This is a genomic window from Emticicia sp. GW821-FHT11C11, from assembly GCF_058808615.1.
In genome coordinates, this window is record NZ_JBXARV010000001.1 from 495,969 (window position 1) to 520,028 (window position 24,060).

General features: G+C 40.4%; 26 protein-coding genes and 1 tRNA gene. 18 read left to right on the top strand and 9 right to left on the bottom strand.

The window, feature by feature from the left end; all coding sequences use genetic code 11:
* Positions 1-16 precede the first annotated feature (16 nt).
* Positions 17-208 (bottom strand): hypothetical protein, encoded by a 192-nt coding sequence (locus AC1RRY_RS01995; RefSeq protein WP_492892825.1) that lies wholly within the window; start codon positions 206-208, stop codon positions 17-19.
* A 274-nt stretch (positions 209-482) separates the two neighbouring features.
* Here AC1RRY_RS01995 and AC1RRY_RS02000 point away from each other — a divergent pair, with 274 nt between their 5' ends.
* The 5 genes from AC1RRY_RS02000 (at position 483) to AC1RRY_RS02020 (ending at position 5,076) form a co-directional block, all read left to right on the top strand.
* Positions 483-881 (top strand): hypothetical protein, encoded by a 399-nt coding sequence (locus AC1RRY_RS02000; RefSeq protein ID WP_492818492.1) that lies wholly within the window; start codon positions 483-485, stop codon positions 879-881.
* Positions 882-1,025: 144 nt separating this feature from the next.
* The gene (locus AC1RRY_RS02005; RefSeq protein ID WP_492818490.1) at positions 1,026-1,721 is read left to right on the top strand and encodes a response regulator transcription factor; all 696 of its coding nucleotides are present in this window, start codon (positions 1,026-1,028) and stop codon (positions 1,719-1,721) included.
* Positions 1,718-3,094: a sensor histidine kinase gene (locus AC1RRY_RS02010; RefSeq protein ID WP_492818488.1), complete on the top strand. Its 1,377-nt coding sequence runs from the start codon at positions 1,718-1,720 to the stop codon at positions 3,092-3,094. Before AC1RRY_RS02005 ends, AC1RRY_RS02010 begins: the two co-directional genes overlap by 4 nt.
* Positions 3,095-3,201: 107 nt before the next feature.
* Positions 3,202-3,684, top strand: a complete 483-nt coding sequence (locus AC1RRY_RS02015; RefSeq protein ID WP_492818486.1) for an adenine nucleotide alpha hydrolase family protein — start codon at positions 3,202-3,204, stop codon at positions 3,682-3,684.
* Positions 3,685-3,687: 3 nt separating this feature from the next.
* Complete coding sequence (locus AC1RRY_RS02020) at positions 3,688-5,076, top strand: SulP family inorganic anion transporter (protein ID WP_492818484.1); 1,389 nt, start codon at positions 3,688-3,690, stop codon at positions 5,074-5,076.
* 63 nt (positions 5,077-5,139) lie between these two features.
* Here AC1RRY_RS02020 and AC1RRY_RS02025 read toward each other — a convergent pair whose 3' ends face one another.
* Positions 5,140-5,667, bottom strand: a complete 528-nt coding sequence (locus AC1RRY_RS02025) for a DinB family protein (RefSeq protein WP_492818482.1) — start codon at positions 5,665-5,667, stop codon at positions 5,140-5,142.
* 715 nt (positions 5,668-6,382) lie between these two features.
* On the opposite strand from AC1RRY_RS02025, the gene AC1RRY_RS02030 reads away from it, so the two are divergent.
* From AC1RRY_RS02030 to cysC, 4 genes are all read left to right on the top strand, one after another.
* On the top strand, positions 6,383-8,167 hold the full coding sequence (locus tag AC1RRY_RS02030) for a hypothetical protein (protein ID WP_492818480.1): 1,785 nt from the start codon (positions 6,383-6,385) through the stop codon (positions 8,165-8,167).
* A 51-nt stretch (positions 8,168-8,218) separates the two neighbouring features.
* Positions 8,219-10,891 carry a hypothetical protein gene (locus AC1RRY_RS02035; protein ID WP_492818478.1) on the top strand — a complete coding sequence of 891 codons (2,673 nt, stop codon included), beginning with the start codon at positions 8,219-8,221 and terminating at the stop codon, positions 10,889-10,891.
* A 13-nt stretch (positions 10,892-10,904) separates the two neighbouring features.
* Positions 10,905-11,534, top strand: a complete 630-nt coding sequence (locus AC1RRY_RS02040) for a hypothetical protein (RefSeq protein ID WP_492818476.1) — start codon at positions 10,905-10,907, stop codon at positions 11,532-11,534.
* A gap of 224 nt (positions 11,535-11,758) precedes the next feature.
* Positions 11,759-12,283 (top strand): adenylyl-sulfate kinase, encoded by a 525-nt coding sequence (cysC, locus tag AC1RRY_RS02045; protein WP_492818474.1) that lies wholly within the window; start codon positions 11,759-11,761, stop codon positions 12,281-12,283.
* Between the two features lie 6 nt (positions 12,284-12,289).
* Here the strand turns inward: cysC and AC1RRY_RS02050 are convergent, their stop codons facing one another.
* From AC1RRY_RS02050 to AC1RRY_RS02065, 4 genes are all read right to left on the bottom strand, one after another.
* Positions 12,290-12,958, bottom strand: coding sequence for a DUF4956 domain-containing protein (locus tag AC1RRY_RS02050; protein ID WP_492818472.1), 669 nt, complete (start codon positions 12,956-12,958; stop codon positions 12,290-12,292).
* Positions 12,959-13,015: 57 nt separating this feature from the next.
* Positions 13,016-13,756: a polyphosphate polymerase domain-containing protein gene (locus AC1RRY_RS02055; protein WP_492818470.1), complete on the bottom strand. Its 741-nt coding sequence runs from the start codon at positions 13,754-13,756 to the stop codon at positions 13,016-13,018.
* A 264-nt stretch (positions 13,757-14,020) separates the two neighbouring features.
* Positions 14,021-14,092, bottom strand: a tRNA-Arg gene (locus tag AC1RRY_RS02060).
* Positions 14,093-14,147: 55 nt separating this feature from the next.
* Entirely contained in the window at positions 14,148-14,726 is a 579-nt protein-coding gene (locus AC1RRY_RS02065) for a thymidine kinase (RefSeq protein WP_492818468.1), read from the bottom strand.
* 155 nt (positions 14,727-14,881) lie between these two features.
* Between AC1RRY_RS02065 and AC1RRY_RS02070 the strand changes: the two genes are divergently transcribed.
* The 7 genes from AC1RRY_RS02070 to AC1RRY_RS02100 all read left to right on the top strand — a co-directional run bounded on the left by AC1RRY_RS02070 (position 14,882) and on the right by AC1RRY_RS02100 (position 21,020).
* Positions 14,882-16,102 carry a DUF8457 domain-containing protein gene (locus tag AC1RRY_RS02070; protein ID WP_492818466.1) on the top strand — a complete coding sequence of 407 codons (1,221 nt, stop codon included), beginning with the start codon at positions 14,882-14,884 and terminating at the stop codon, positions 16,100-16,102.
* A 30-nt stretch (positions 16,103-16,132) separates the two neighbouring features.
* A complete protein-coding gene (locus AC1RRY_RS02075) occupies positions 16,133-17,026 on the top strand; it encodes a PorV/PorQ family protein (RefSeq protein WP_492818464.1) in 894 nt (297 codons plus the stop codon).
* On the top strand, positions 17,023-18,006 hold the full coding sequence (locus AC1RRY_RS02080; protein ID WP_492818462.1) for a 2-hydroxyacid dehydrogenase: 984 nt from the start codon (positions 17,023-17,025) through the stop codon (positions 18,004-18,006). The genes AC1RRY_RS02075 and AC1RRY_RS02080 overlap by 4 nt, the downstream gene beginning before the upstream one ends.
* A gap of 58 nt (positions 18,007-18,064) precedes the next feature.
* On the top strand, positions 18,065-18,736 hold the full coding sequence (locus tag AC1RRY_RS02085; RefSeq protein WP_492818460.1) for a DUF2461 domain-containing protein: 672 nt from the start codon (positions 18,065-18,067) through the stop codon (positions 18,734-18,736).
* A gap of 86 nt (positions 18,737-18,822) precedes the next feature.
* Positions 18,823-19,539, top strand: coding sequence for a pirin family protein (locus tag AC1RRY_RS02090; RefSeq protein WP_492818458.1), 717 nt, complete (start codon positions 18,823-18,825; stop codon positions 19,537-19,539).
* A gap of 27 nt (positions 19,540-19,566) precedes the next feature.
* The gene (locus AC1RRY_RS02095; protein ID WP_492818456.1) at positions 19,567-20,133 is read left to right on the top strand and encodes an NADPH-dependent FMN reductase; all 567 of its coding nucleotides are present in this window, start codon (positions 19,567-19,569) and stop codon (positions 20,131-20,133) included.
* Between the two features lie 32 nt (positions 20,134-20,165).
* Positions 20,166-21,020 (top strand): pirin family protein, encoded by an 855-nt coding sequence (locus AC1RRY_RS02100; protein WP_492818454.1) that lies wholly within the window; start codon positions 20,166-20,168, stop codon positions 21,018-21,020.
* Positions 21,021-21,074: 54 nt separating this feature from the next.
* Here AC1RRY_RS02100 and AC1RRY_RS02105 read toward each other — a convergent pair whose 3' ends face one another.
* Together AC1RRY_RS02105 and AC1RRY_RS02110 are read right to left on the bottom strand one after the other, a co-directional pair.
* Positions 21,075-21,563, bottom strand: a complete 489-nt coding sequence (locus tag AC1RRY_RS02105) for a hypothetical protein (protein WP_492818452.1) — start codon at positions 21,561-21,563, stop codon at positions 21,075-21,077.
* Positions 21,564-21,575: 12 nt separating this feature from the next.
* The gene (locus tag AC1RRY_RS02110; RefSeq protein ID WP_492818450.1) at positions 21,576-22,124 is read right to left on the bottom strand and encodes an RNA polymerase sigma factor; all 549 of its coding nucleotides are present in this window, start codon (positions 22,122-22,124) and stop codon (positions 21,576-21,578) included.
* Positions 22,125-22,289: 165 nt separating this feature from the next.
* On the opposite strand from AC1RRY_RS02110, the gene AC1RRY_RS02115 reads away from it, so the two are divergent.
* Positions 22,290-22,628, top strand: a complete 339-nt coding sequence (locus AC1RRY_RS02115) for a DUF6249 domain-containing protein (RefSeq protein ID WP_492818448.1) — start codon at positions 22,290-22,292, stop codon at positions 22,626-22,628.
* Positions 22,629-22,638: 10 nt separating this feature from the next.
* The gene (locus AC1RRY_RS02120) at positions 22,639-23,532 is read left to right on the top strand and encodes a nuclear transport factor 2 family protein (protein ID WP_492818446.1); all 894 of its coding nucleotides are present in this window, start codon (positions 22,639-22,641) and stop codon (positions 23,530-23,532) included.
* Between the two features lie 37 nt (positions 23,533-23,569).
* Here AC1RRY_RS02120 and AC1RRY_RS02125 read toward each other — a convergent pair whose 3' ends face one another.
* Positions 23,570-24,052, bottom strand: coding sequence for a DinB family protein (locus AC1RRY_RS02125; protein ID WP_492818444.1), 483 nt, complete (start codon positions 24,050-24,052; stop codon positions 23,570-23,572).
* Positions 24,053-24,060 lie beyond the last annotated feature (8 nt).

Here is a 24,060-nt window from a genome sequence, read left to right on the forward strand (position 1 = left end):
CGTATGTACAAAAATCTTAAGCGGCTGCCCATTTCATCTCTTTAATTGAGTACTCTTCTTCATATTCGTCAAACTCATCGCCCTCAAAAGCCTCTTCAAAGACTTCCTCGTCCGAATCTTCATAAATGCGCTCCTCACTGAAGCCATCAGTAATTCTGACGCTGTATTTCCAATGGAATTGATTTAATTGATAAGGTATTTTCTTCATTTTCTCATTCATTTTAATGCCACAAAGGTCATACTAACATTTAAACTTAATATTGCCTCAATATTAAGAAACTGCTAACAAGGGCCTGTCGTAAAAGTTTTTCTCGCCTGATAATTTGCCGTATAAAATGGTGTATTGTCTTTTTGAGACATATCCATGAATGAAGGAGTGCCCTGCAGGCTGCATGAAACTTCACTTTTTCTTAATATTAAGATAAACTCTATTTAATCTTAAAGAGAGAATTTTGTAAATCTAAAAGTACCGTTTTACTACCATGGTTATCACACGTCAGACCTACGTTCAGAATTTCTTATCATTGGCAGGTTTCATGCTTATTGTTTGTTATTACGCATTTAACGGCATACCTGAAGAAAGTTTCAGAGCCCCAAGCCGTGCAGTAGAAAAAGCAGCAGAATATGAGAACAGCGTTGAGTTCGAAAAGAATGCAAGCCAGCTAAGAGCTGCTATTCTGATGGATGCAGATATGGTGCAGATAAATGGTTTGTTGTATCAGTTTGAGATAGCTGTAGCTAATTTAAGCACAGAACAAGAAGCCAAAGCCCAGGTACAATCTATCTATAATTTGTTACAGAACAACAGCAAGAAGGCTGCTGTTAAAAGCATCAATCAGCTTAGAACATATCTGGTTCAGAAAACAAAAACTCTACAGTAAAAATATTCCGGCGCAAGACTATTAATCTTTTCTACGGCACTTCTGCTTACTCCGTTTAATAGTCAGATTCAATTATTTCTTATCTTTGCTCCACATCCAATAGCAACGCTATACAATAGCGCTACCTTTGCTATACAACAATTTATGAAAAAAATACTTCTGATTGAAGATGAAATCAGTGTGGTCAGCTTCATTAAAAGTGGGTTGTCTGAAGAAAACTACGAAGTTTCTGTAGCGCTTGACGGCAACTCCGGTATTAATATGGCTTTGGGCAGTGAGTTCGATCTGATTATTCTGGACATCATGCTACCTGACAAGAATGGTCTGGAAGTTTGCAAGGAGCTTCGTACAAGCGGGCTGCAGATACCCATTCTTTTTCTGACTGCCCTTGGTACATCTGAAAATATAGTACTGGGGCTCAACACCGGTGCCGACGACTACCTTGTGAAACCCTTCAAGTTTATTGAATTAAGCGCCCGGATAAAGGCATTGCTGCGCAGGTCAGTAATTAAGAATGAAGTAATGGGTGACTCCGCGCCTAGTATTTATACAATTGCCGACCTGAAAATCAATGATGACGCAAAAACAGTAGAAAGAGGGGGGAGTGTTATTTCTCTTACTGCCACTGAATACCGGTTGTTGTTGACACTCATGAAAAACAGAGGTAAGGTATTATCAAGATTGGATTTACTGGAAAGCGCCTGGGATATCAATTTCGATTTAGGTACTAATGTGGTGGATGTATACATTAATTATCTGCGCAAAAAACTCGACTCAGACTATAAGCAAAAGCTGATCCATACGGTAATAGGTATGGGTTACGTGTTGAAAGAATCATGAAAACACAAACCAAAATTGCTTTATCGTTAGTATTATTTAATAGCGTCATATTGTTGTCGTTCGGAATAGGTATTTATTTTTTCCTGAATGAATATTCCTACGTTGATTTTTACAAAAGGTTAGAAACGCGGGCAACTATCGGGGTCAGATACAACCTGAAGATAGATACGGCCAATGCCCAGACTTTTAAGAAAATAAGAGAACAGCATCTGGAAAAGCTGGAGTCGGAGCAGGAATATATTATGAAAGTGACTTCATCGGCAGACTTAGAAAAGCTGGCTGAAACACACCTGGTGCCTTTATCTTTATTGAGAAGCATCATGAAAGATGGGCGGGGCAGGTATCAGGAGGGAAATGTTTTCTATAGTGGTATTAAGCTGCAGCACGATAACGCCACTTATCTGAGCATTGTGTCGGCCAACAACCGGTTTGTATCAAACCACCTGCAGTTTCTGAGAAATATTTTACTTTGGGGAGTACTGCTTACTGTAGTAATTACAATATACCTGTCGGTTTATTTTTCTAAACATTTCTTTGATCCGATCAGAGAAATGATTGATAAAGTAAAGCAAATCAGTACCGAAAACATACACCTGAGATTGAAGGAACCGGAAAATAACAATGAAATAAGTGAATTGGCGAGTACCTTCAACGACCTGCTGAACAGAATTGAAACGGCCTTTGAAACCCAGAAGAATTTTATAAGTAATGCATCTCATGAACTGGCCACGCCTTTGACGGCGATTATAGGCGAGGCAGATGTTGCTTTGATCAAAGAACGAAAGCCTGAGGATTATCAACAGGCGCTACAAAGTGTTTTACAACAGGCCGAGCGTTTGAATCAGATTACCAAGTCTTTGCTGTTTCTGGCTCAGACAGGCTACAAAGGCAAGAAGATAGTTTTTGAAATTATAAGGATTGACGAGGTACTATGGGAAGTGAAAGGTTTGATAGACCGGCTGAATCCTGATAATAAAATCATGCTTGATTTAAGCCTGCTGCCGGAAGATCCCAAAAAGCTTAAAATCAGCGGCAACAAGCAATTGCTGCACCTCGCATTGGCCAATATTTTAAATAATGCCTGCAAGTATTCACACAATAAGCCGGTTTCGGTGCACATAGGCGCCAGCGATGACCAGGTTCTGCTCTTTATAAAAGATCAGGGTATAGGTATACCCGAAAGCGAGCTGCCATTCATATATGACCCTTTTTTCAGAGCCTCAAATACCCGCCTTTTCGAGGGCTATGGTATCGGGTTACCCTTGTCGCGTAACATCATTAAACTTCATAACGGTACTTTGCTTGTTACCTCAAAGGCTGGCAGCGGTACAAGCGTTCAAATCAATTTCCCTCTGGCCAAACTCTCTAAGTAGTTTTCTAACCCGAATCTAATCTCTCTAATAGTATTCTAATGTGGTTCTTAAACCACACTAATACCGGCTATAGACTTTTGTACCTCAATTATCAAATTAATTTAGGTATGCAAAAAACTATATTAATTCCTATCGACTTCCGGGTGGCTTCACTCAATACCCTCAAGTATGCATTGGAAAGAAGTTCCGGTGGCCCTAATCGCGTAATCCTTATCTATGCCGAGTATCTCGACGATTCAATTACCGAATTGTTGTTTTACAGACCGGCGAGTAAAATTGCCAGCAAGATAACGCCCGAATTCAGAGATGCGCTGGAAGTACTGCGTAACAGATTTGAGTTTCAGATTGTAGATCTTGATATCAAGCTTTTTCATAACCGTAGCAGAAGAGGTTTGAGAAGATTTGTTGAGAACCATGGGGTTGAGGAAATCTATATTCCGCAAACTTACAAGCTGAGAATGCCTAAAAAGGCCTTCGACTTAGTAAGTATTATCAGACAGGCAAACTTTGAATACACGGAAATAGATTGGCCGCAAGACAACAGTTTCTCTTCAGAAAAAGATCACTTAGAGTATTTATTTAACAACTAACACATGATGAACAAGAACTCTTTCCCCACCACTCCGGCGGGTAGAATAAAGCTTTTCTTTACCTTTTTCGATTCAAGGTGGGAAGACATCAACAAAAACAACTGGGCTAAGATTGCCTATAAAGATTTTAGTGCCGGTCTCATAGTTGCCATGACAGCCATACCGATGGCCATGGGTTTTGCTATGGCCATGGGCATGAGACCCGAAAACGGTATTATTGCAGGCGCACTGGCCTGTGTTATCGGTCGTACTTTCGGCGGCTCGAAGTATCAGGTTTATGGCCCGACGGCTGCGTTTATCCCGGTTATTGCGGCTCTATTTACCAAATACGGCCCTGCCGGCGGAGGTACTTTTGAAGCCGCTCATGGTTTTCTGGTGCTGGTGTCAATTATAGCAGGTATTATCCTGATTATTATGGGCACTTTTGGTTTTGGCCGGTTTGCCAAGCTGGTTCCTAATTCTATTATTGTGGGTTTTACGGTTGGTATAGCTGTGGCTATTGCACTTACTAACCTGGAAGACGTGCTGGGCATTGAGTCGTTCTCCGATTTATTAGGGCAAGACGAACAGATCAAGGGTGGACTGTGGCATAATCTGCAAAGTGCATTTCAGAATGTTGATAAAATTAACCTCTGGTCTATTTTTCTTGGGTTGCTGACTTTCGCGCTTGCCAAAGGCTTGTTGCGTGTTTCTGTTTTTATACCGGGGCCAATTATTGCCATGGGCACTGCAACCCTGCTTTCGGCAACAGTATTGTCTGATAAGGGCATTATATTGGTAAAAGATATCTATGGCTCTATCCCCAACAATTTCTTTGTTTTTACGGCACCTACATTACCGGGTTTCGATGCAGCAATATTGATTGATATTTTATATTTCGTCGGAGCTATTGTATTCGTATCGGGCGTTGAAAGTATTCTTTGCTCTTCAATGGCGGATAAACTGGCTAACAACCAGAAAACTCCGTTCAATCCGGATAAGGAGTTTTTCGGGCAGGGACTTGTGCAGATATTCACACCGTTGATTCAGGGTTTCCCTTGCACCGGTGCTTTGGCAAGAACCGCCACCAGCATCAAGGCAGGGGCAACCACTCCTCTGGCAGGCTATTTCAAGGCCATATTGAAACTGGTAATGGCGTTTTATCTGGCGCAGTATCTGGAGCTGATACCAATGGCCTGCATTGGCGGTATCTTAATCTGGGTGGCGAGTAACATGATAAAACCTGCCGAAATAAAAGAAGTAAGACACCTGGGTAAGTTTGAATTTGCCATGATGATTTATACAGCAGTCATGGTACCTGTTACCGATTTCCTAACAGGGGTTTTATCAGCTTTGATTCTCTATTTTGTAATTAAAGCTGTTTTTAAAAGAAAGGTGAAGAGTGTCTTATAACTCATGAAGCACAAAAAGAGAGCCATCGGAAAAATCTGATGGCTCTCTTTTATTAATTGGTACCTAGCTGCCTGATTTCTGCTGATTGCGCAGCACCTTTACAGTAACAAGCAATTGGCCAAGGTGCCTTGTGGTATGTTCAGCGGCATGAGTCAATAATCCGACGACTGTTGACGGAAGTTTGGCTCTGCCCACTTCTCTGGCATCAGTCAGTGTTTTCTCTTCTGTTTGTTCCAGTGCATCCAGTGATTTTTTAATCTGATTGTCGAAGGCTGCCAGCAGGTCATTAACAGAAATGCTTTCATCTGCTATCCCTTCTACCGATAAAGCGCTTAGCTGTGTGGCAGTGAGAGATTCTCCCCGCGCATACGTAAACAGGCGATCCAGAACTCCGGTTAGATGTTGTAAGTGAAAAGCCGGAGACGCCACACCAAACGGGCGTTGCCATAATAAATCTTCGGAAAAATCAGTCATCAGGTCATGCACTTCCTCCTGTGCCTGTAGTAGCGCATGGGCAATCGGTTGTAACAAGACGGGGATTGTAAGCAGTGATCCACGAAGCCATACTTCTAATTTAGGTGATCCGGGCATAGCATTATCTGTTTATGCTTTTATTCTGTAATAGTAATATAAAATTGAAACGCTGAAATATCTTCTGGTACACACGTGCCGGAGAATAATTGATTATCACCATAACAAAATCGCAGCGGATTTAATTTAAGGCTACAGATAAATTTCTTATAATTCGGACTTGTATTTTATTGAAATATTCCTACATTGCACAGGTTTAAAACTGCTGTGAAGTACGAGAGAATATCATTTTGTTTTTGCTACACGCTCACGCTCTCCATAAGGTTTTAAAGCCAACAGCGCTGACTAAAGAAGGTTCTTCTGAAATTTTCATGCTTTTGATTTTATGTTTTGCTGACTGAAAGATACTCCGAACGATTCATGGAACAGTAAAGGCACATTCAACCCGTTTTACGATTACAACGCCATTTATCTGCTCTTATGAAAATTGTTGTTTCCCGGCCGGATGATGAATATGGTTCAATCGAAGTGCATACCATTTGTATGGTTAAACAGCATTTAAATATGGCTTGTATTTAGATGTTAACTATACAGACGCAAATCCTGATTAGTGGCTTTTCTTAAATTGAATAGCCAGCTGATACCTTTTGCTAGTGACCTATCACTACATTTTTCATGAAAAAATCTTAGCTAATGACCCATAGCATTGTGGGTCGGGCTTGTCCTTTTAAATCAATTCTTTTGCAAACAAACAACTCAAACACTTTTGTAAACTATGAAGAAAAACATCGGATTATTTGATATGGCTCTGGCCCTGTCAGTAAACAAGATTGGATCTCAATTTGACGAGTTGATGTCGGTTGAAAAAATTCCTTCCACATGGGGTTTCCTGACAGATAAAAATGGAGATAAAATTCTGAATGATGCCCAGTCGTTTGAAACAAATTTAAAAAACTGGAAAAATGCTTTTGACACTGAAATTGCTGCGGAGATTCAGAAAATTAAGGCTGAGGTTAAGGCCGAAAAAGCCAAGGCAAAGCCTGACAAAGACAAATTGAATGAACTGAGAGATACCCTCGAAACACTTGAAGAGTCGGAAGAAGCACAGGAAGAGTTCAAAAAATACGATTGTGCGCTGGAGGCCAAAATAAAATCTTATGATATTGAGGTAATAGCTACTGAAAGTAACCGCCTCATCTTTATTATTACTATTGGTGCAGGTACATTGTATTTAAGAGAATATGATTCGAGTCTTAAAGCTGAAAAAATAGTAGAGAACAAATTTTCAGCCTGTACATATGCCTTTTTAGTTTCTATTGGTAATAGAGTTATTAAAACCCATGAAATGGAGCTAAGCGAAGAAGACCGTAAGATGTTGGTAACCGAAGGTATTACAGATGACGTATTTAAGATAGAAGCGTTGTTTATGGATTTCCAGAATTCTAATATCAGCGCTTATGATGAACGTAAAAGTTCTTTTCCGGCAAATCTGAATACTACCTGGTTTCAGGTTATCATGAATAATTACTTTATCAATTTAAAGAAACAGGAGAACCCTTTTATTCTGGGCTACAGGATCGTTCCTAAAAACCCTATAGGCGACTCACTGTTTAAACCTACTGCCATTGCTTACTCTACGACCGCGAGTTCTGAGTTACGGTCTCAATCATTCAACTTTTTGATGCAGGTAGATAACCATGCCCTGCCAAAAGAGCAGAATAGAGGATTAATGCCCAAAAGTTTAATTGAAAGCACTGTAGATAAAACAAACACGGTTAATGGCGTTTTTGCAATTGATTATAAAACTTTTGTTGAAAAATATATCAATGAAACACTTAAGCCAGCAATACTTGAACAATTGAAAGCCAGCATGATGAAAGCCCTGCAGGGGTATACTATATCTCTCATATCAAATCAGGGTATCCGTTGTGTAAATGGTTGGCTTTGGTTTGATTTAAAACTGGAGGCAATGTCGGTTCAGGGCATTCCGCGTAGAGAACAGGAGGCTCAGGGTATAAGAATCAGCTGGGACATTGTCATCAATGGTAATCAGCACGTAGAAAAACCGAATAAGTATCTTGGTTTTATAGACTCTGGAACTACCCTGGGGTTAGACATGCCATTTTCTACACAAGGCGAATTTCCTATCAATGGTAAAAAAGGAAAGAAAGGCAAACTTTCAATTGTATTGACGGCCGGAGCCGATGGCAAATTAGACCTGATTTCTAAGTATGACAAACCGGAGATTGGTACTGACTATGAAAAACCCTTATATAAAGACGGATGGGACAAATTCTTTGATACCATTATAGATTTTATAAATCCGCTTGGTTTGTTGGGGGCATTGATTATCAAAATTTTCAAAGATGACTCTATTCATCTTGACCTTGACAACGATAAATTCTCTTACCTTGATCTGGGTACTATGACATCATTCAGCAGCCGTGTGGTGCTTCCGGGTAGCAATACCTATACTTTCAAAACGGTTCGCCTGCTTACTGAAGCAAAAGATGATGACGATGCCGTTATTTTCGATATTGCCTATGCTCCCAAAAGCTGATGCTACTGTTTAAATGACCTTCTGTTTTACTATTTTTTAAGAACAAATTCAATGGAACATAAAGAAAGTTTACCACAAAAATCAGGCATCAATGTAAATTATCATTGCGAATTGATGCAGAATTATGTTGCCGAAAGCATTATTGATTTTGGCAAAGGGCTACGTTGCGTTAAAACCAATGAAGACGAGGCCTTTTTGTTTTTTATAGATAAAAAAGCGGTGCTTCAGGTGTTGGTGCACTCTCAAACTTCGGGTTCAGGTTGGCGTATGTATGGCATTTCTTCTGATACGTATGAAGTAACAGCTTTTGGCATTAATGAGAATCAGGATAAAGGACATTTCAGGTTGAGCTATGCCCGGCGTAAGAACGGCATCTCTGAACTCCTGGTTTCTGAGAACATCAGAATTGATACAATTGACAATGAAGAATGGAAACCGAATTACCAATGGCTGCAGAAAAATATAGAACGCAAGGAACGTATCATTGACCACATAACAATGGACGACCAGGGGGTTCTTTTCAGTACAAACTATACTAAAACGGATGCCAATTTCTATTATTTTAAGTATACCAGTGAGCCAAGCCCTTATTCTTTACCTGAAAACGCTACCACAGTGCAGCAAATCAGCTTAGGGAAAGCTAATAATAAATTTGGGGTATTCCTGTTGTACTATGTTCAGAATAACAAAACGCTGTTGTTCAGGGCTTTGGAAGCAGACAGATTTGGTGAGACATCGCAATACAGGTTTGACACCGGGGCACATATCGAGAGTTTTGATCTTCTGCCTGATGCCAAAGGTAATAGTGTTGTTTATACTTCAGGTAAAGGTATTTATCGGTTTCAGAGCCCTCAAAGCGAGAAGGAGGAAATTGTGGCACCAAGCCTTGAGTTACAATTCCATAAAATAGACGCCTCACAATTCAAAAAAGATGTGGCTATCTGGGTTATAGGTAAATCGGGTGCTAAAAGCGGATTATTTTATATAAATAACCGCATTTATGACAGTAGCTCTGAGGACTCAACCGTTGGAAAAGGATGGACCAAACCCCTGCAGATGCAAACGAATACCGAAGAATTTGAGAGTGTGAAAGGCAGGAACCTGATTAACCAGTTGTATTTGCTGGGGCAAACCAAAGACAGCGCTAAGGAAGGTCTGATTCATTTCTGGCAGGACAAGGTCAGCACGCAGTGGCATGAGCAGTTTCTGAATATCGATAACATGAATTTCACCCGCCAGATAGAATCTTACACTATAGAGCTGAGCTTCACTGCTGAAAAAATATCGGCTCTATTTGATAGAACAATAGAAATCAAGTCGGACGAAAACATTTCCATTTATATCAATAACAAACGATACTTCCTGATTGATGAACAGCCTGTAGTTCTTGAGTTGGCTGAGAATCAGTTGTTAAATTTGGTGTATCCGGTAAAAACACTACAGGCCGGAAAAATCATTCTTTCGGGTAATTTTCTGGATGATCCGATTGAGATAAGTCCGGCGTCAGGTATCATGAAAAAAATAAAGGCACAACTTTCGTCGCCCGAGGCTCTAAAGAATGCCAAAACTCAAACAGGTAATCCGCTGATTGCAAGTGGGCTTTCTGAAAAAGAAATAGCAAATGTAGCAAAGGCGATATCTCAAATGGGCGATGCCAATGAGAGACTCTCCGGCAATCAGCCTGTTGCTGCCTTGAGTAGCATTGGTACGGCTGCATCTTTGTCTGCTACTTCCAGCTGGTTGGGTAATGCCATCGGCGACTTGTATCATGCAGTAGAAAGAGGCTTCGAAACAGTTACCAGATTTGTGGTGGAAACTGCCGGAAAAGTCTATAAGGTTGTTATTGAAATTGCTGGCCGGGTCATTGATTTTATTGTAGACACGGCGAAAAAAGTAGTAGCCTTTGTAGAAAAGGTCTTTAATTCTGTAAAGGCATTTTTCAAAGACTTATTCGAATACCTGGCGTTTCTATTTAATTGGGACGACATCATTGCTACGAAGAAAGCAATAAAAGGGTATACGCTCAATCTTATCGATGGCTTTGAATCGGGCATAGCTAAGTTTCAGGCTGTGGTTGTATCCTATATTGAAACCATACAAAAGGATATCCGGCATGATTTGGGTCTTGACAACCTGGAAGATCCCAGAAAATCGAGTTCAAATTCAGCTAACGATAGCCGAACTAACTGGGTGGGGTCAAAAAAAAGCTATCTTAATAAAGGTAAGTCAGAGGGGCTGGAATCAGTACCCGGGCAGATTAAAGATGCAATTGTGGAGGCTTTTGATGGAATAGCGGATTATCTTATTAAATATAAGGATTTACTGGTTGAATCATTAAGCGGAGTAGCTGAAAAGTTTTATGCGTTCTTCATGGGAGAATTACCGATTCTGGACTTGCTCAAATACATTGCTTTATCACTAGCTAACATTGGCCTGGAGCTTGCTAAAGACATGGTTAAACTCTTGTTCGGTGCACTTAGGGCGGCTATTAGAGCTATCAAGGCAACTTTGGAGCTAGCAATAGAAATTCCATTTTTTTCAGCCTTATACAAATCTGTTTCAGACGATGACCTCAGTATTATTGACTTGGTTTGCCTGTTGATTGCCATTCCGACAACTGCCGCTTATAAGCTTGGCGTAGGCGAGGCTCCGTTTAAAAAGCTGAACTCACAGCAATTTATAGAATCAGGTAAAACAGCTTTTAATTTTGATTTTTCACTTTAAAATTATTAATCTCATGAGCGATTTCAAAGTACTTAAAAACTATATAGGAAGCAGTGCCGGAATTGTCAGTAGTGTTATAGAACTGTTTATGACTCCAAAAGAATTTATTGACGAAGCAACGCAGGTTACAGATGAACTTGAATTTCTGGAGAGTTTAAAGATTCCGGAGTACATCGTCTATGGTTGCACTGCCGTTAAGTTGGGCATGAATGCAGCTTACTATTACGATGAATATTTTGAACCAACTACCAAGGTGAAAAATAAACCTGTACAATGGCTCATATTTGGTTTGGTGGCTATTCATGCCATTGCGCTTGGTGTAACCTTTTATTACCTGCTTAAACAGAACCCCGCTGCAAAAAAGAAGCTTACATTGGTGTTTTCGGGCTTTGTATCACCAGTATTGGGTTTAGGAATGGGCATAACCAGTATTATTCTGGCCTATAAGTCAGACAAAACCAACTGGCGGCATAAAACCCAGGCTATTCTGGATATGGTTAGTTATCTGCTGGCATTCTGGAAATTTTACCCGATCAAAAAGTTTGTGATTGCTAATCCTTACGGTTTCCCGATTGTGATGGGGATCAATGGTACAAAAGTATTATTAGGTGTGGCTAAACTCCAGATAATGCCTGAAGATTGATTACGCTTCAAGAGTTATGTAATTTTTAGCGTTTACCCGGTATTTCTGGACTCAGAATACCGGGTTTTTTGAAATACAAAGATCGGATTCGCATCATTCGTAAAACTGTATTAATTTGCAGATTAATCAGGATGCAAGATAAGAGATGCATCTCAGTGGTCAGGTTCGGTTATAGTACCCGAAGTTGTAAGTAGAGAAGTTAAAAGTATCCAATCTATTAAAGTATGGTGTCTAAAAAAGCAGCAGTGATATGGTTAACAGGCCTGAGTGGAGCAGGTAAAACTACTATAGCTGAAAAACTGGTTGAGGTATTCCAAAACAGAAATATATTTCCGGTTTTGCTGGATGGAGATGAAATAAGATCAGCTATAGAACAAACAGGCTTTGATGAAGCGTCACGGAAAGTCCATAACCTGCGGATAGGGAGGTTGGCCTCCTTATTTGAGCAGCAAGGGCATCCGGTTATAGTCTCTATGATTTCGCCATACGATGATATCCGGCAAAGTGTAAGGGCATTATGTGGCAGATTTGTGGAAGTATACGTAAATACTCCTCTGGCTACTTGTATTGCGCGTGACCCTAAGGGCTTGTATCAGAAAGCACTCAATAAACAGATTGATAACTTCACCGGGATATCAGCCCCTTACGATGTGCCAGTCAATCATGAAATTGAAATAGATACAACTGCCATGACCATTGAAGAATGTGCAGAGGTTATCTGGAGATTTTATGAAACCGATGAAATCTAAAGTATTCTAATCGTCATTATTGTTTCCTCCGTAAGCAGCACTTTTATTTTCGTTTTCATTAGAATAATAAAAAGCATGCACCCGGGCTACATCGCGCAAAAAATCTACATTCAGAATTTCAACTCTGTGAATCGGCAGGCCAATTCGTTTTCTTAAATCGTCAATCATTTCCTGGTGTCGTTCGGGTACAACCAACTCTATTTTTTCATAGCGTATTTCTCTGAAATTCTCATGCTTTATATTCAGGCCATGTTCCAAACCGAAAATAATGCCTATCAGCAGAATATCGGCCATGATTAACTCATAATTACTGAAACTCAACGGAGTGAGGGCATTGATAATGCCTATAGCTACACAAATAAAAAAATAGCCCATTTCGCGTACAGGCACTGTAACCGTACGATAGCGGATAATAGAGAAAATAGCAAATAACCCGAATGCAAAACCCATTTTCAGTTTAGTGGTGCTTAATAAAAAACATATCAGGAAATTGACTATGTTAAACAAGAAGAAGGTAAAAACAAAGTCTTTGTTTTTGTAACGATTGTAATAAATACCCCGGACCAGTATAAGAATGACCAGCATATTGAGTAGAAACCGGATGCCGAATTCAAAAACTACGCTATTGCCCAAAAATTGATTAATGGTTCGGGAGGTGCCGTCGAATTCTTCCATAAATAGTGAATGAGTGAGTAATTGTTAACTTCAATTATGTTTCTACTGACTTATACGTTAAAGGTCAATACTTAATATCTTGTTTAGTTTTAATAATACCGGTTTAAAGGAATTGCTTCTGACATTTTCGAGGGTAGCGATTCCGACAGAATATTTACTGAAACCTGAGGTACTGATATGTCTCTTTCTGAAACTTTGCACAACAGGGCTGGCAATTGAACTTTTGTCGTACTTTATTTCAGCTACTACCAGATTCTGGTAGGCTCTTTTATATTCCGCTTTCTGAAAAACAAGGTTCAGGTCAAGGGTGAGGCGCTCTGCAAAATCTTTTCTGACCAATGTGATGCGGTCAAAGTAAATCCAGAGTTGATCGTGTAAGTACTCAGATTCAAACAGTAAATTATTAAAGAGTTGATAATCAGTATTTTGCAATTTATTATTAAGATTGCTACGTTCTTCCCTGAATTTAATAGTGCGACTATTGTGCGTTTTCTTTTTTACTTCAAAGAATACCAGACCTGTGTCTGAATACCGTCTGTATCGCACTTTCAGCCGGTTTGGTTTTCCGTTGTGATGTTGATAGTAGAGTTGGTAGTCGGCTGTATCAAAATAGAGAGACTCGTAGCAGTGTTGCCGTTTATTATTGATTTCGAGTATATAATAATAGGGTTCTATTTCTTTTAAAATATCGGCCAGAGTGTTTCTATGAAAGATATACTTACTATCTATCCGGTTAAGGAGTTTTACAGACTCCATTTCAGATAAAGAGATACCGGTAAATGCCTGTAGATCAATCATATGGGTGGGTATATAGGCCTTAAAAGTATTGATAACGTACGCATTGTATTCTTGTTAGCAAATACTACCGATGCAGTTGCGGCCTATGTGTACAGTTATTTTTATCAATAGATGCAAAAAAGTGTAGCTGAGTTGCATTTCCCGTTTGTGTGGTTACCGTGCTGCATAATACCCATGGTATTGTTTTCTCATCTGGTAACGATACGAAGATTGATGATAGAGTAAAAAAATAGCCGCTTCTAAAAAAGAAACGGCTACAGTATGTGTTCCCGAAGGGATTCGAACCCCCATCATCAGAACCGGAATCTGACATTCTATCCATTGAACTACGGGAACAGGCGATACTCGCAAGGGAAGTGCAAAACTACGAAAATCTTTTTTTAATTACTATCTAAGGATTTAAATGATAACAACGGCGGCAGCGGGCTTCGTAGCTATCAGATTCTCCCAATAGCACTTGTTGGGCATCAGGTACTTTACGATAAGAATAGTGAGCTATATCGCCGCATACCACGCAAATAGCATGTACTTTGGTTACGTATTCTGCAATGGCCATCAGGCTAGGCATAGGGCCGAACGGGACACCTTTCGAATCCATATCTAACCCTGCCACAATTACTCGTTTGCCTTGTTCGGCCAGTTTGTTTACTATATCTACAATGCTTACATCAAAAAATTGTGCTTCATCGAGGCCAACTACCTCGCAATCGCTGGTCATTAACAGAATTTCTTCTGAAGTATTGACCGGTGTAGAGCGGATTGTTGTCTGATTGTGTGATACAATGTCAGAGTCATGATAGCGGATATCAATAGCCGGCTTGAAAATTTCTACCTTTTGCTTGGCAATTTTGGCACGGTTTAGCCGGCGGATTAACTCTTCCGTTTTACCCGAAAACATAGAGCCGCAAATTACCTCTACCCACCCTGCTTTCTGGCCTTGTCCTTTGCCTCTTTTTGGTTCAATAAACATTATTTTATTAAATTTTTCGTTCTAAGTAAAACTGGCAAAAAAGTTGCAGTGATTTTACTGCCAGTATGCAGATAATGAATTTCCCGCATGGCACGCTAACATCAGCTTTCTGTGACAACATTAGCTATTTTATTACAAAACAAACAAATTTCAGAATGTCGAACAAATTGAATTTGTCCGCTGTCGAACGATACAGTAAGGCTTATGCCGCCCGTGTGTGTGATGATTTCTTTTCCCAGAACAATTCAATTTCTGGCAAGCAAATTCTTTCGTTGTGCAGTATTCAGCAGGTAAATCTACTTACAATAAGGGCTTTATATGAAAAATGGCAGGGGGATACCCAGCGATTGCGCAGCCCGTATTTTGATTTCGGTGTTCAGGAAGTACAGCAAGCGCTCAAGAATTTTATGAATACAGTTTCGCAGTTTATTTCTGTGAAACGAGAGCATTTTGAACCATTGTTGATCGATTCGGTAGCAGAAACACTGGTTCTTATTCTGGAACCGCAGACTTTCTATAAAGAATTGATGAGAGACCTGCCCGATTTCAGATTTACTCAGGAAAATGCAGCACCTTTGGCAAGGTATATTCAGATAAATAAAGAAGTTTTACCCAACCTGATTGAGAAACTGAACGGAAAGGAATTTGTATTTGCCAATCAGGCAATGAGCTGGATTGATGAAATGCCGATCACGGCAGAAAATCCGGACAAATACCTCTCATTGTTTGCAGAAAAAGTTCAGGTTCCGGACGATCTGTTTTTGTCTAAAACAGAGGCCGGTCAGGAAATGCGGGAGAGTACTGTATCAGCGTCATTTTTTGATTCTGAACTGAGTAAGCCTGTTGCAGAACAAAAGGTTGAGGTTGCTGTAGCAGTGCCTGCACAGCAGGAAGCAGTAGCTTATGTTGCGCCACCTAAACCGGAACCGACCAGAAATATAATGGCAGAGACGCCATCCACACAGATATTTGAGCAAAAACTGGGAGCCGTTATCTCAAGAATGAATGATTCGTACGAGAAAACAGCAGCAAAAGACCTGGATGAGATAAGATTAAATGAGAAGCTGGCTACAGAAAACAGAAGCCTTAATGACCAGGCCAGAGCTAACAGGACTATCTTAGACCATCATCAGAATAACAGTATTGACGGTATTAATGCTGCTATTTCGCTCAATCAGCGGTTTTTATTTACCAATCATCTTTTTGGCGGTAATATTCAGATGTTTTCAAATGCACTTGATGAAATTGAACTATGTAAAGATTTCGGCGAAGCCAAAGAACTGATTCTGAAAAAGTATGTGCCGCGTTATCTGTGGGATATCAAAAGTGCCGAGGCCGAAGAATTTATAGACATTGTTAAACGTAGATTTAACTAACGTTTTGAATTGTCTTCGTAACCCCGTATTTTGCTTCAAAATTTAAATGCTTTGGCTAAAAATGAAGAGAAGTACGGGGTTTTACTTTTCCTGAAAGAAAACCTGATTCTCATTTGTATCTTCACTTTCTGGAGAACTTTCGATTGCTGTGCATCCGGTGACCCTTTCCCGATTGGAGCAAGGAGCTGGGGTATAGGCAATGCTACTGTAGCTGTTGTTGACAAGCAATCCATTTTCAATAATCCGGCAGGCGTAGGTTTTCTGACCGACCACTTTATCAGCACGTCATACCACAGTCGCTACAGTATAGCCGGGCTACAGACTTTCTCTTTGGGAGGCAATTTTTCTACCAGACTAGCCAACGTAGGTCTTGATGCAGAGCGGTTTGGCGATAAACTTTATAATGAACAGAAATTAGGGTTGACATTGGCCAAAAGTACAAACAGGGTTTCGTTAGGAGTAAAAGTATCGTATCTGCAAGCAGCAATTGAAAACTTTGCCGTAAAGCAAACGCTTTTAACACAGTTTGGTGTAATGGCCAGGCTGAGTTCTACTGTCAATATGGGCTTCCATGCGTATAATCTTACCGGAGCGAAATTGTTTCTTTCACAACGTGTTCCTACTGTTCTTCGTTTAGGGCTTTCCTATCAGCCGGGTAAACAATTGTTGCTGGTGAGCGAAGCAGAAAAAGATATACTTCTGCCAATTGTATACAAATTTGGACTGGAGTATCAGATTATTAAAAATTTCTATCTTCGTTCAGGTATTACATCCCGGATAAGTAATCTGCATTTGGGTATTGGATTTCAATCAAAACAATTTATTTTTGATTATGCAGCCAGCAGCCACTCAATGCTGGGATTTTCCCACCATCTGTCGTTGGCATATCAGTTAGGAGGCCGCAGACAAAAATCAGCAGAATGAAAATAGCATTTTTCAGTACCAAGCCTTACGATAAAGAGTACTTTGAACGATACAACGGCACCCATCAGATTGATTTCTTTGATGCAGCCCTAAACGAGCAATCGGTGCGCCTGGCAGAAGGGGCCGGTGCGGTTTGTGTATTTGTCAACGACCAACTGAATGCCCGGGTTATAGGTACACTTCAAAAACTAGGCATACAGTTAATAGCACTGAGATGTGCAGGCTTTAATAATGTAGATTTATCTGCTGCCAACAAGGCGGGTATAAAGGTTGTGCGAGTGCCTGCCTATTCGCCTTATGCGGTTGCAGAACATGCACTGGCCTTGATTATGACCCTGAACCGGAAAACGCATAAGGCCTATAACAGGGTTCGTGAGGGCAACTTTTCTTTAGAAAAACTGACCGGTTTTGATTTGTATCATAAAACCGTGGGCGTGGTAGGCACCGGAAAAATAGGAGGGGTGTTTGCCCGCATTATGCTGGGTTTAGGTTGCAGGGTACTGGCTTATGATAAGTATACAGATAAGGAATTGGTAAAAGCCGGAGTGGAGTATCTGGATTTTGAAAAACTACTGGTTGAGGCCGACATACTGTCGTTGCATTGCCCTTTGATGGATACTACCCGTCATCTGATTAACGAGCAGTCGTTAGCTAAAATGAAAAAGGGTATGATGCTGATTAATACCAGTAGAGGAGGCCTGATTGATACTCAGGCTGTGGTAGAAGCCTTGAAGAGCAAGACAGTCGGATACCTGGGTATTGATGTATATGAACAGGAAGAAAACATATTTTTTAACGATTTATCGGAACAGATTCTTCAGGATGACACACTAGCCCGCCTGATGATATTCCCGAATGTGCTTATTACCTCGCATCAGGGATTTTTGACGGAAGAAGCCCTAACCCAGATTGCAATGGTTACACTCCGCAATGTTGACGATTTTGAACAGGGAAACCTACTGATAAATGAAGTGAAATAGACGGGAACTTTTGCGCTGCGTATAATGATTCTATAGCTATAATCAATACTAATCAGACATGATCCAAGCACAGACTATTCAGTTTTTAGAAGAATTAAAAGCGAATAATAATAAACCCTGGTTTGATGCCAACCGTAAAACGTATGAAACGGCCAGAGAAAACTTTATTGATTTGGTAGAACAACTCATAAAGGGCATAGGTAAATTTGACAGAAGTATTGAGGAGTCCGGCCTGAAAGCAAAAGATTGTATTTTCAGAATTAATCGTGATGTGCGTTTTTCGAAAGATAAGTCTCCCTATAAAACTAATTTTGGAGCGTGGTTTACAGCCGGTGGCAAAAAAGCTGCGGGTGCTGGTTATTATGTGCACATTGATGCCAACGAGTGTTTTTTTGCAGGTGGAGTATGGATGCCCGAAAACAATGACCTGAAGAAAATAAGAGATGAAATTGACTATAATTTTGAAGAATTAAAGAGCATTACCGATGCCCCTGAATTCAAAAAGTACTTCCCGGCGGGACTTGACAGAGAAGCGGCCACTATCCGCCCCCCGAAAGGATATGATGAATCTAACCCTGCCATAGAGTTTTTAAAGCTGAAAAGTTTTACGGTTTCAGACACTTTCGAGGCGTCCGAAGCTCTCAAAAGTGATTTTGTTCCGGCTATTCTTAAAGGCTTTGAGGCCATCCATCCATTTATTGTATTTCTGAACCGGGCTATCAAAGGGTGATTACCCCGGGCATTTAATCGTATTTATACATTTGAACTTTTTCTTGTTTATATATGTATATACATTAAATGTAATAGTATTAAAACATGAAAACGATATATTATAAAGCAGAAGAAAGAGGCCATGCCAATCATGGATGGTTAGACGCCTACCATTCTTTCAGCTTTGCAGGATTCCACGAGCCTTCAAAAGTGCATTTTGGAGCCTTGCGAGTATTGAACGATGACAAAATTATTGGTGGTCGTGGCTTTGGCATGCATCCGCACGACAACATGGAGATTGTAACCATTCCGCTTTCAGGGGATCTGGAGCATGCCGATAGCATGGGCAATGTAGGTAGTATCAGTAAGGGAGAGGTGCAGGTGATGTCGGCCGGCACAGGAATTTATCATTCAGAGAGAAACAAGAATATTGATAAAGCCCTCACGCTATTACAAATCTGGGTATTTCCGAAGTTGAGAGATGTTGAACCCCGATATGATCAGAGAGCGTTTCCTGCGAAAGATAGAAAGAACAAATTTCAGACACTGGTTTCTCCTTTGGAAGCTAATGATGGGGGAATGGGTATCAATCAGGATGCGTGGTTTTCGTTAATCAACCTTGAGGAAAACAAACAGGCTGATTATACAATCAAGCTTGATAATAACGGTGTATATGCCTTTGTGATTGAGGGCGAGGCCGAAATAAACGGACAAGCCCTGGGGCGCAGAGACGCACTGGGTGTGAGTGAAACCAAAGAGTTAAGTATAAAAGCGAAAACAAACGCAGAGATTCTTCTGATTGATGTTCCGATGTCATTCTGATAATCTCCATTCATAAACCAAAGAAAAATGAAAATAGAAATCATTTCAGGAAGCCCAAGAAAAGAAAGTGTTACGGTGCGCGTGGCGCAATATCTACAGAAGTATCTAAGCGAAATAACAGATGCCTCGGTGAGTATTATTGATATGAAAGAGTATGAACTCCCGTTTGTTCAAAAGGTGTGGACATCCATCGATGCTGTTCCGGAAGAATGGAAAGAACTGGGAGAGCGTATGTTTTCGGCTGATGCGTTTATTCTGGTAACACCCGAATACAATGGGGGGTATTCGCCTGCAATGAAAAATCTGTTAGATCATTTTCCGAAGCAGTTACACAAACCGTTCGGTATCGTAACGGCATCTCCCGGAGCAATGGGCGGTATGCGAGCCAGCCAGCAAATGATTAATCTCGTGGCGGCTTTATTTGGCATTGTTTCACCGCATATGCTGATTGTTCCGGCTGTAGACAAGAAATTTGACGCAGACGCTAATCTGATTGACCCGACTTTCTTTAAGGCTATAGAGTTATTTACCAATGAATATCTTTGGTTGGTAAACAAGATAGTACCGCCTAAGTCTGTGGAGCCACGTGCTTAGCTGTAAGCGTAAACTACCTAAATGTTACAACAATGAAAGCGCGTAATGTTCAACATATCAGTTTTGGGCATGAAGTTCCGGTAGGACCCATGCTTGTAAAACAACCTTTACCAACCAGGGATGTCCGGCAGGTGAGTCCTTTTATATTATTGCACCATGCGGGGCCGACTTACCATAGCCCTGATAAAAGTAAACCGCGTTTGAGTCCGCATCCGCACAGAGGTTTTGAACCGGTTACCTTTTTGTTTCAGGGCAAAATTCATCATAAAGACTCACTCGGAAATGAGGGATTCCTCAATGCCGGAGATGTACAATGGATGACTTCGGGCAAGGGAATCATTCACTCAGAAGGACCTTCGGCAGAGTTTATGCAGGAGGGAGGTAACTTTGAATTGGTACAACTGTGGGTGAATCTGCCACGTGCACATAAGATGACAGCGCCTAAATACCAGCATCTGACCAAAGACACCATGCCACTGTTGAAAGAAGAAGGGATAGAGATGCAGTTGGTAGCCGGTAATTACAAAGGCAAGACCGGGGCGGCCTCTACTTTTTCGCCCATACTAGCCATGATGGTCAATTTTGAAGCGGGTGCTAAAACTTTCTTTGAAATACCTGCTGCTTACAATGCACTGATTTATGTGCTTGACGGAGAGATAAAAGCCAATGAAACCACCATTGAAAAATTGAATATGGTCACTTTTGACCACGAAGGCGAAGGAATCGACTTTGAAGCAATTAGTAAAGGTAAGTTATTGTTTCTGGCCGGTGAGCCTATTCAGGAACCACTCTCTACTTACGGGCCTTTTGTGATGAATTATCCGGCCGAGTTGAAACAGGCTATAGAAGATTATGAATTAGGTTTAATGGGTGTACTGGAAGACTGATTATTCTTTTACCCGGCGTGGTATTTTCATGCCGGGTATTTTTATTCAATGTCTTTAAAGCTGATATTTTTTTCCAAAGCCGGCAAAATAATCGAGTAACAATAACAGTACAGTAGCAAACAAACTGGCCAGAAATACAACCGGAAGCGAGTTTATTTGTGCAATGACCTGTCCGGTGAAGTGTGTTAAATCGTTGGTCGAAGGCCTGCCTGTTGTTTGTGAAGACTTTCCGAAAACACTGGCTAGTGTCAAAATAAAAGTGGCCGCAATACCAATGCTATACCAGGCCTTTTTGCTGATAATAGGTTCATAAACTATTTTTCGGTCAAGACGCGTAATGCCACTCATTACCCTTTCAGTAAAATCAACTGATGGGCTTTCTATTGTATTTTGGTTCAACAACGTTTGCAAAGCAGTGTTAATCACAAGCGAATCCTGCGTTTCAATCTGTTTCATCAAATTTTCTGTAAAACCGGCCGTTGGCTGGTCTGATTCAATCTGCTGAATCAATCTCTTTAGCTTGTCGTCTTTATGTGGTTTCATTTTGCTGAATATTTATATCAAAAAATGTAACTCCTGTTCCAGTTTCTTTCTGGCCCTGAATAACTTAATCTTGATGTTGCTCATGGTTAATCCGGTTATCTCCTCAATTTCTTTCAGTGTATTTTCATTCATGTAATAGAGGGTTATCAGTAACGCCTCAATTTGAGGTAGCCTTTGTATGGCCGCTTTTACATACTGCTGTGTATCTTTTGTTTCAAGTGCTATGGCCGGAGTGTCAGCAAAATCAACGGCGTAGCTTTCATGCGCCTCGGGATCAATACTAAAAAACGCTGTTTTGTTTCTGGGAAGTTTAGAAAGTGCGGTGCGGTATACGATGGTATAAAACCAGGTCGAAAACTTCGATTTGTTTTCAAATGTATGTATCTGTTGATAGGCCTTTAAAAAACTTTCCTGTAGTACGTCTTCCGCATCTTCTGTTCTGGGTAAGATTTTCAAAGCTACCGTAAACGCCATGTTCTTAGATTTATTCACAAGAAATGCATAAGAAGCCGAATCTCCCTTTTTTACTCTTTCAATATAGGCTTGTTCTTCTGTATGCATTACGCTGAAAGGCTATTCTTTTGTTTTATAGTAAGACAACATTCGTGCAATACCGGTTACATCAAAGATAATCTTTTTTTGTAGGCATTTATTTTTGCATAAATCTGTAACCGAATGATGAGGGCCGTGGTCTTATGGGTATAATCATCTAAAAATAACAAAAAAATGGACGAAATACTAAGAGACATGATTGTGTCGGTGGCTGCTTTTGCAGGAATCTTCGGAATTGTTTACGTTTTTTTTATGACCCGCAACCGGGAACGGATGATGATAATTGAGCGTGGATTGGATACCAAAATGTTTCATTCAAGAAGTATTGCCCGCTCGCAGACCCTCAAATTCGGAATGCTGTTTGTAGGCATTGCCCTGGGCATTTTAATAGGTAACCTGCTCTATCAGAGATTTGACCTCGATAAAAATGTGGCGTATTTCTCTATGGTGTTTCTTTTTGGCGGTTTAAGCCTGATTATTCACACACTTATCGACAAAGTAAACAAAGATTAAATTTTAATATATGAAAAAGCAATTTATGATTATCGCGGCCATGTGGCTGCTACTGCCCCTTTTGCCTTTGTCCAAAGCAAATGCACAGATTAACCTGCATTCTAAAGCTATTTTTAATGAATTAGCCCGAAAAGACAGTCTTTTATTCAAAGCCATATATGACTGTTCGTTAGACAAAATAGATAACCTGTTGAGTAAGGATTTTGTATTTTACCATGACAACGGCCTTAACGCTGCTACTACCAGCCAGTCACTGGCTGAATTCAAATCAGGCATTCAAAAGAATTTTTGTGACAAAGGTATCAAGCTCAAAAGAAAGATTGTAGCGGGCAGCTTGCAGGTAATTATGGTTAATGAAGCGAAAGCCATGCAAACAGGTGTGCAACGCTTCTTTATGGAAGGGAAACTTATGGAGGAGTCGAAGTTCTCCAGAGTATGGCAAAAGGAAAAAGGTGAATGGAAAATGACTCAGGAGTTAGATTATCTGGTTAGCACGAAAGCGCCTTCAAAAGAAAGCGTTGATAAGACGCTTTATAATGAAATTGCTCACATGGATAGCGTATTATTCAATGCCTTTAATGCCCGTGATGCTGAAACCATAAAAACTATTTTTGACGAAGACCTTGAATTTTATCACGATAAGGGAGGGCTTTCCAATTATGCTCAGAATGTAGTGGCAACCCGGAATCTATTTGCCAGTAACAATGGTCTGAATAGAAAATTAGTGGAGGGCAGCATGGAGGTGTACCCTGTAAATGGTTACGGAGCCATACAGACCGGCATACATACTTTTTGTCATAAAGAAAACGGAAGAGACGATTGCGGTACTTTCAAGTTTATGCATATCTGGCAAAAGAAAGAGGGTGTATGGAAAATCACAAGAGTAGCCAGTTACGATCATTGATATGAGTCAGATGAAAGGCGGCGAAAAGCCGCCTTTTCTATGCATTATAAACATTCTGAAACTTACTTGCCAAACCGGCATCAGGCAGGATAACCCTTAGGTGATGTTTGAGATGCTCTACGTAATCTTCCATAATAAAAGCCAAGGTAAATGGCTCGCTACCTTCAATACTTACGGTATTCTGTAAGTAAGACGGGTTCACTGATTCTATGATATGCGCAATATGCAGGTTGTAAGTATACCAGAAGGTTACAATCTCCTGCCAAGGTTTGCTGTTGTATGCTTGCTGTGCTACCCAGAAATCCTGTGCATAACCTACAAAGTTCAGATGCGGTTGTGCCATTGTTCTTACAAATTTATGCTGATTATTGCTGGCAGAATCTATCAGATGTCCTAGAATCTCTTTTTTCGACCATTTGTTTGGCTGCGGTTTAATTCCGGCGTCTTCGTCTGAAATGGACTGAAGTGCAGGTAAAACCGGTGCGAGGGTTTGGCGCAGGTAATCGGCAACTGATTTCATTTTATTGG

Coding starts and splice junctions, on each gene's coding strand:
- AC1RRY_RS02030 (WP_492818480.1), top strand. CDS start 6,383: ATGAAGAAAAACATCGGATTATTTGATATGGCTCTGGCCCTGTCAGTA.
- AC1RRY_RS02070 (WP_492818466.1), top strand. CDS start 14,882: ATGTCGAACAAATTGAATTTGTCCGCTGTCGAACGATACAGTAAGGCT.
- AC1RRY_RS02005 (WP_492818490.1), top strand. CDS start 1,026: ATGAAAAAAATACTTCTGATTGAAGATGAAATCAGTGTGGTCAGCTTC.
- AC1RRY_RS02090 (WP_492818458.1), top strand. CDS start 18,823: ATGAAAACGATATATTATAAAGCAGAAGAAAGAGGCCATGCCAATCAT.
- AC1RRY_RS02080 (WP_492818462.1), top strand. CDS start 17,023: ATGAAAATAGCATTTTTCAGTACCAAGCCTTACGATAAAGAGTACTTT.
- AC1RRY_RS02040 (WP_492818476.1), top strand. CDS start 10,905: ATGAGCGATTTCAAAGTACTTAAAAACTATATAGGAAGCAGTGCCGGA.
- AC1RRY_RS02120 (WP_492818446.1), top strand. CDS start 22,639: ATGAAAAAGCAATTTATGATTATCGCGGCCATGTGGCTGCTACTGCCC.
- AC1RRY_RS02115 (WP_492818448.1), top strand. CDS start 22,290: ATGGACGAAATACTAAGAGACATGATTGTGTCGGTGGCTGCTTTTGCA.
- AC1RRY_RS02085 (WP_492818460.1), top strand. CDS start 18,065: ATGATCCAAGCACAGACTATTCAGTTTTTAGAAGAATTAAAAGCGAAT.
- AC1RRY_RS02065 (WP_492818468.1), bottom strand. CDS start 14,726: ATGTTTATTGAACCAAAAAGAGGCAAAGGACAAGGCCAGAAAGCAGGG.
- AC1RRY_RS02035 (WP_492818478.1), top strand. CDS start 8,219: ATGGAACATAAAGAAAGTTTACCACAAAAATCAGGCATCAATGTAAAT.
- AC1RRY_RS02020 (WP_492818484.1), top strand. CDS start 3,688: ATGATGAACAAGAACTCTTTCCCCACCACTCCGGCGGGTAGAATAAAG.
- AC1RRY_RS02125 (WP_492818444.1), bottom strand. CDS start 24,052: ATGAAATCAGTTGCCGATTACCTGCGCCAAACCCTCGCACCGGTTTTA.
- AC1RRY_RS02105 (WP_492818452.1), bottom strand. CDS start 21,563: ATGAAACCACATAAAGACGACAAGCTAAAGAGATTGATTCAGCAGATT.
- AC1RRY_RS02110 (WP_492818450.1), bottom strand. CDS start 22,124: ATGCATACAGAAGAACAAGCCTATATTGAAAGAGTAAAAAAGGGAGAT.
- AC1RRY_RS02095 (WP_492818456.1), top strand. CDS start 19,567: ATGAAAATAGAAATCATTTCAGGAAGCCCAAGAAAAGAAAGTGTTACG.
- AC1RRY_RS02055 (WP_492818470.1), bottom strand. CDS start 13,756: ATGATTGATCTACAGGCATTTACCGGTATCTCTTTATCTGAAATGGAG.
- AC1RRY_RS02100 (WP_492818454.1), top strand. CDS start 20,166: ATGAAAGCGCGTAATGTTCAACATATCAGTTTTGGGCATGAAGTTCCG.
- AC1RRY_RS02050 (WP_492818472.1), bottom strand. CDS start 12,958: ATGGAAGAATTCGACGGCACCTCCCGAACCATTAATCAATTTTTGGGC.
- AC1RRY_RS02010 (WP_492818488.1), top strand. CDS start 1,718: ATGAAAACACAAACCAAAATTGCTTTATCGTTAGTATTATTTAATAGC.
- AC1RRY_RS02000 (WP_492818492.1), top strand. CDS start 483: ATGGTTATCACACGTCAGACCTACGTTCAGAATTTCTTATCATTGGCA.
- AC1RRY_RS02015 (WP_492818486.1), top strand. CDS start 3,202: ATGCAAAAAACTATATTAATTCCTATCGACTTCCGGGTGGCTTCACTC.
- AC1RRY_RS02025 (WP_492818482.1), bottom strand. CDS start 5,667: ATGCCCGGATCACCTAAATTAGAAGTATGGCTTCGTGGATCACTGCTT.
- AC1RRY_RS01995 (WP_492892825.1), bottom strand. CDS start 208: ATGAAGAAAATACCTTATCAATTAAATCAATTCCATTGGAAATACAGC.
- cysC (WP_492818474.1), top strand. CDS start 11,759: ATGGTGTCTAAAAAAGCAGCAGTGATATGGTTAACAGGCCTGAGTGGA.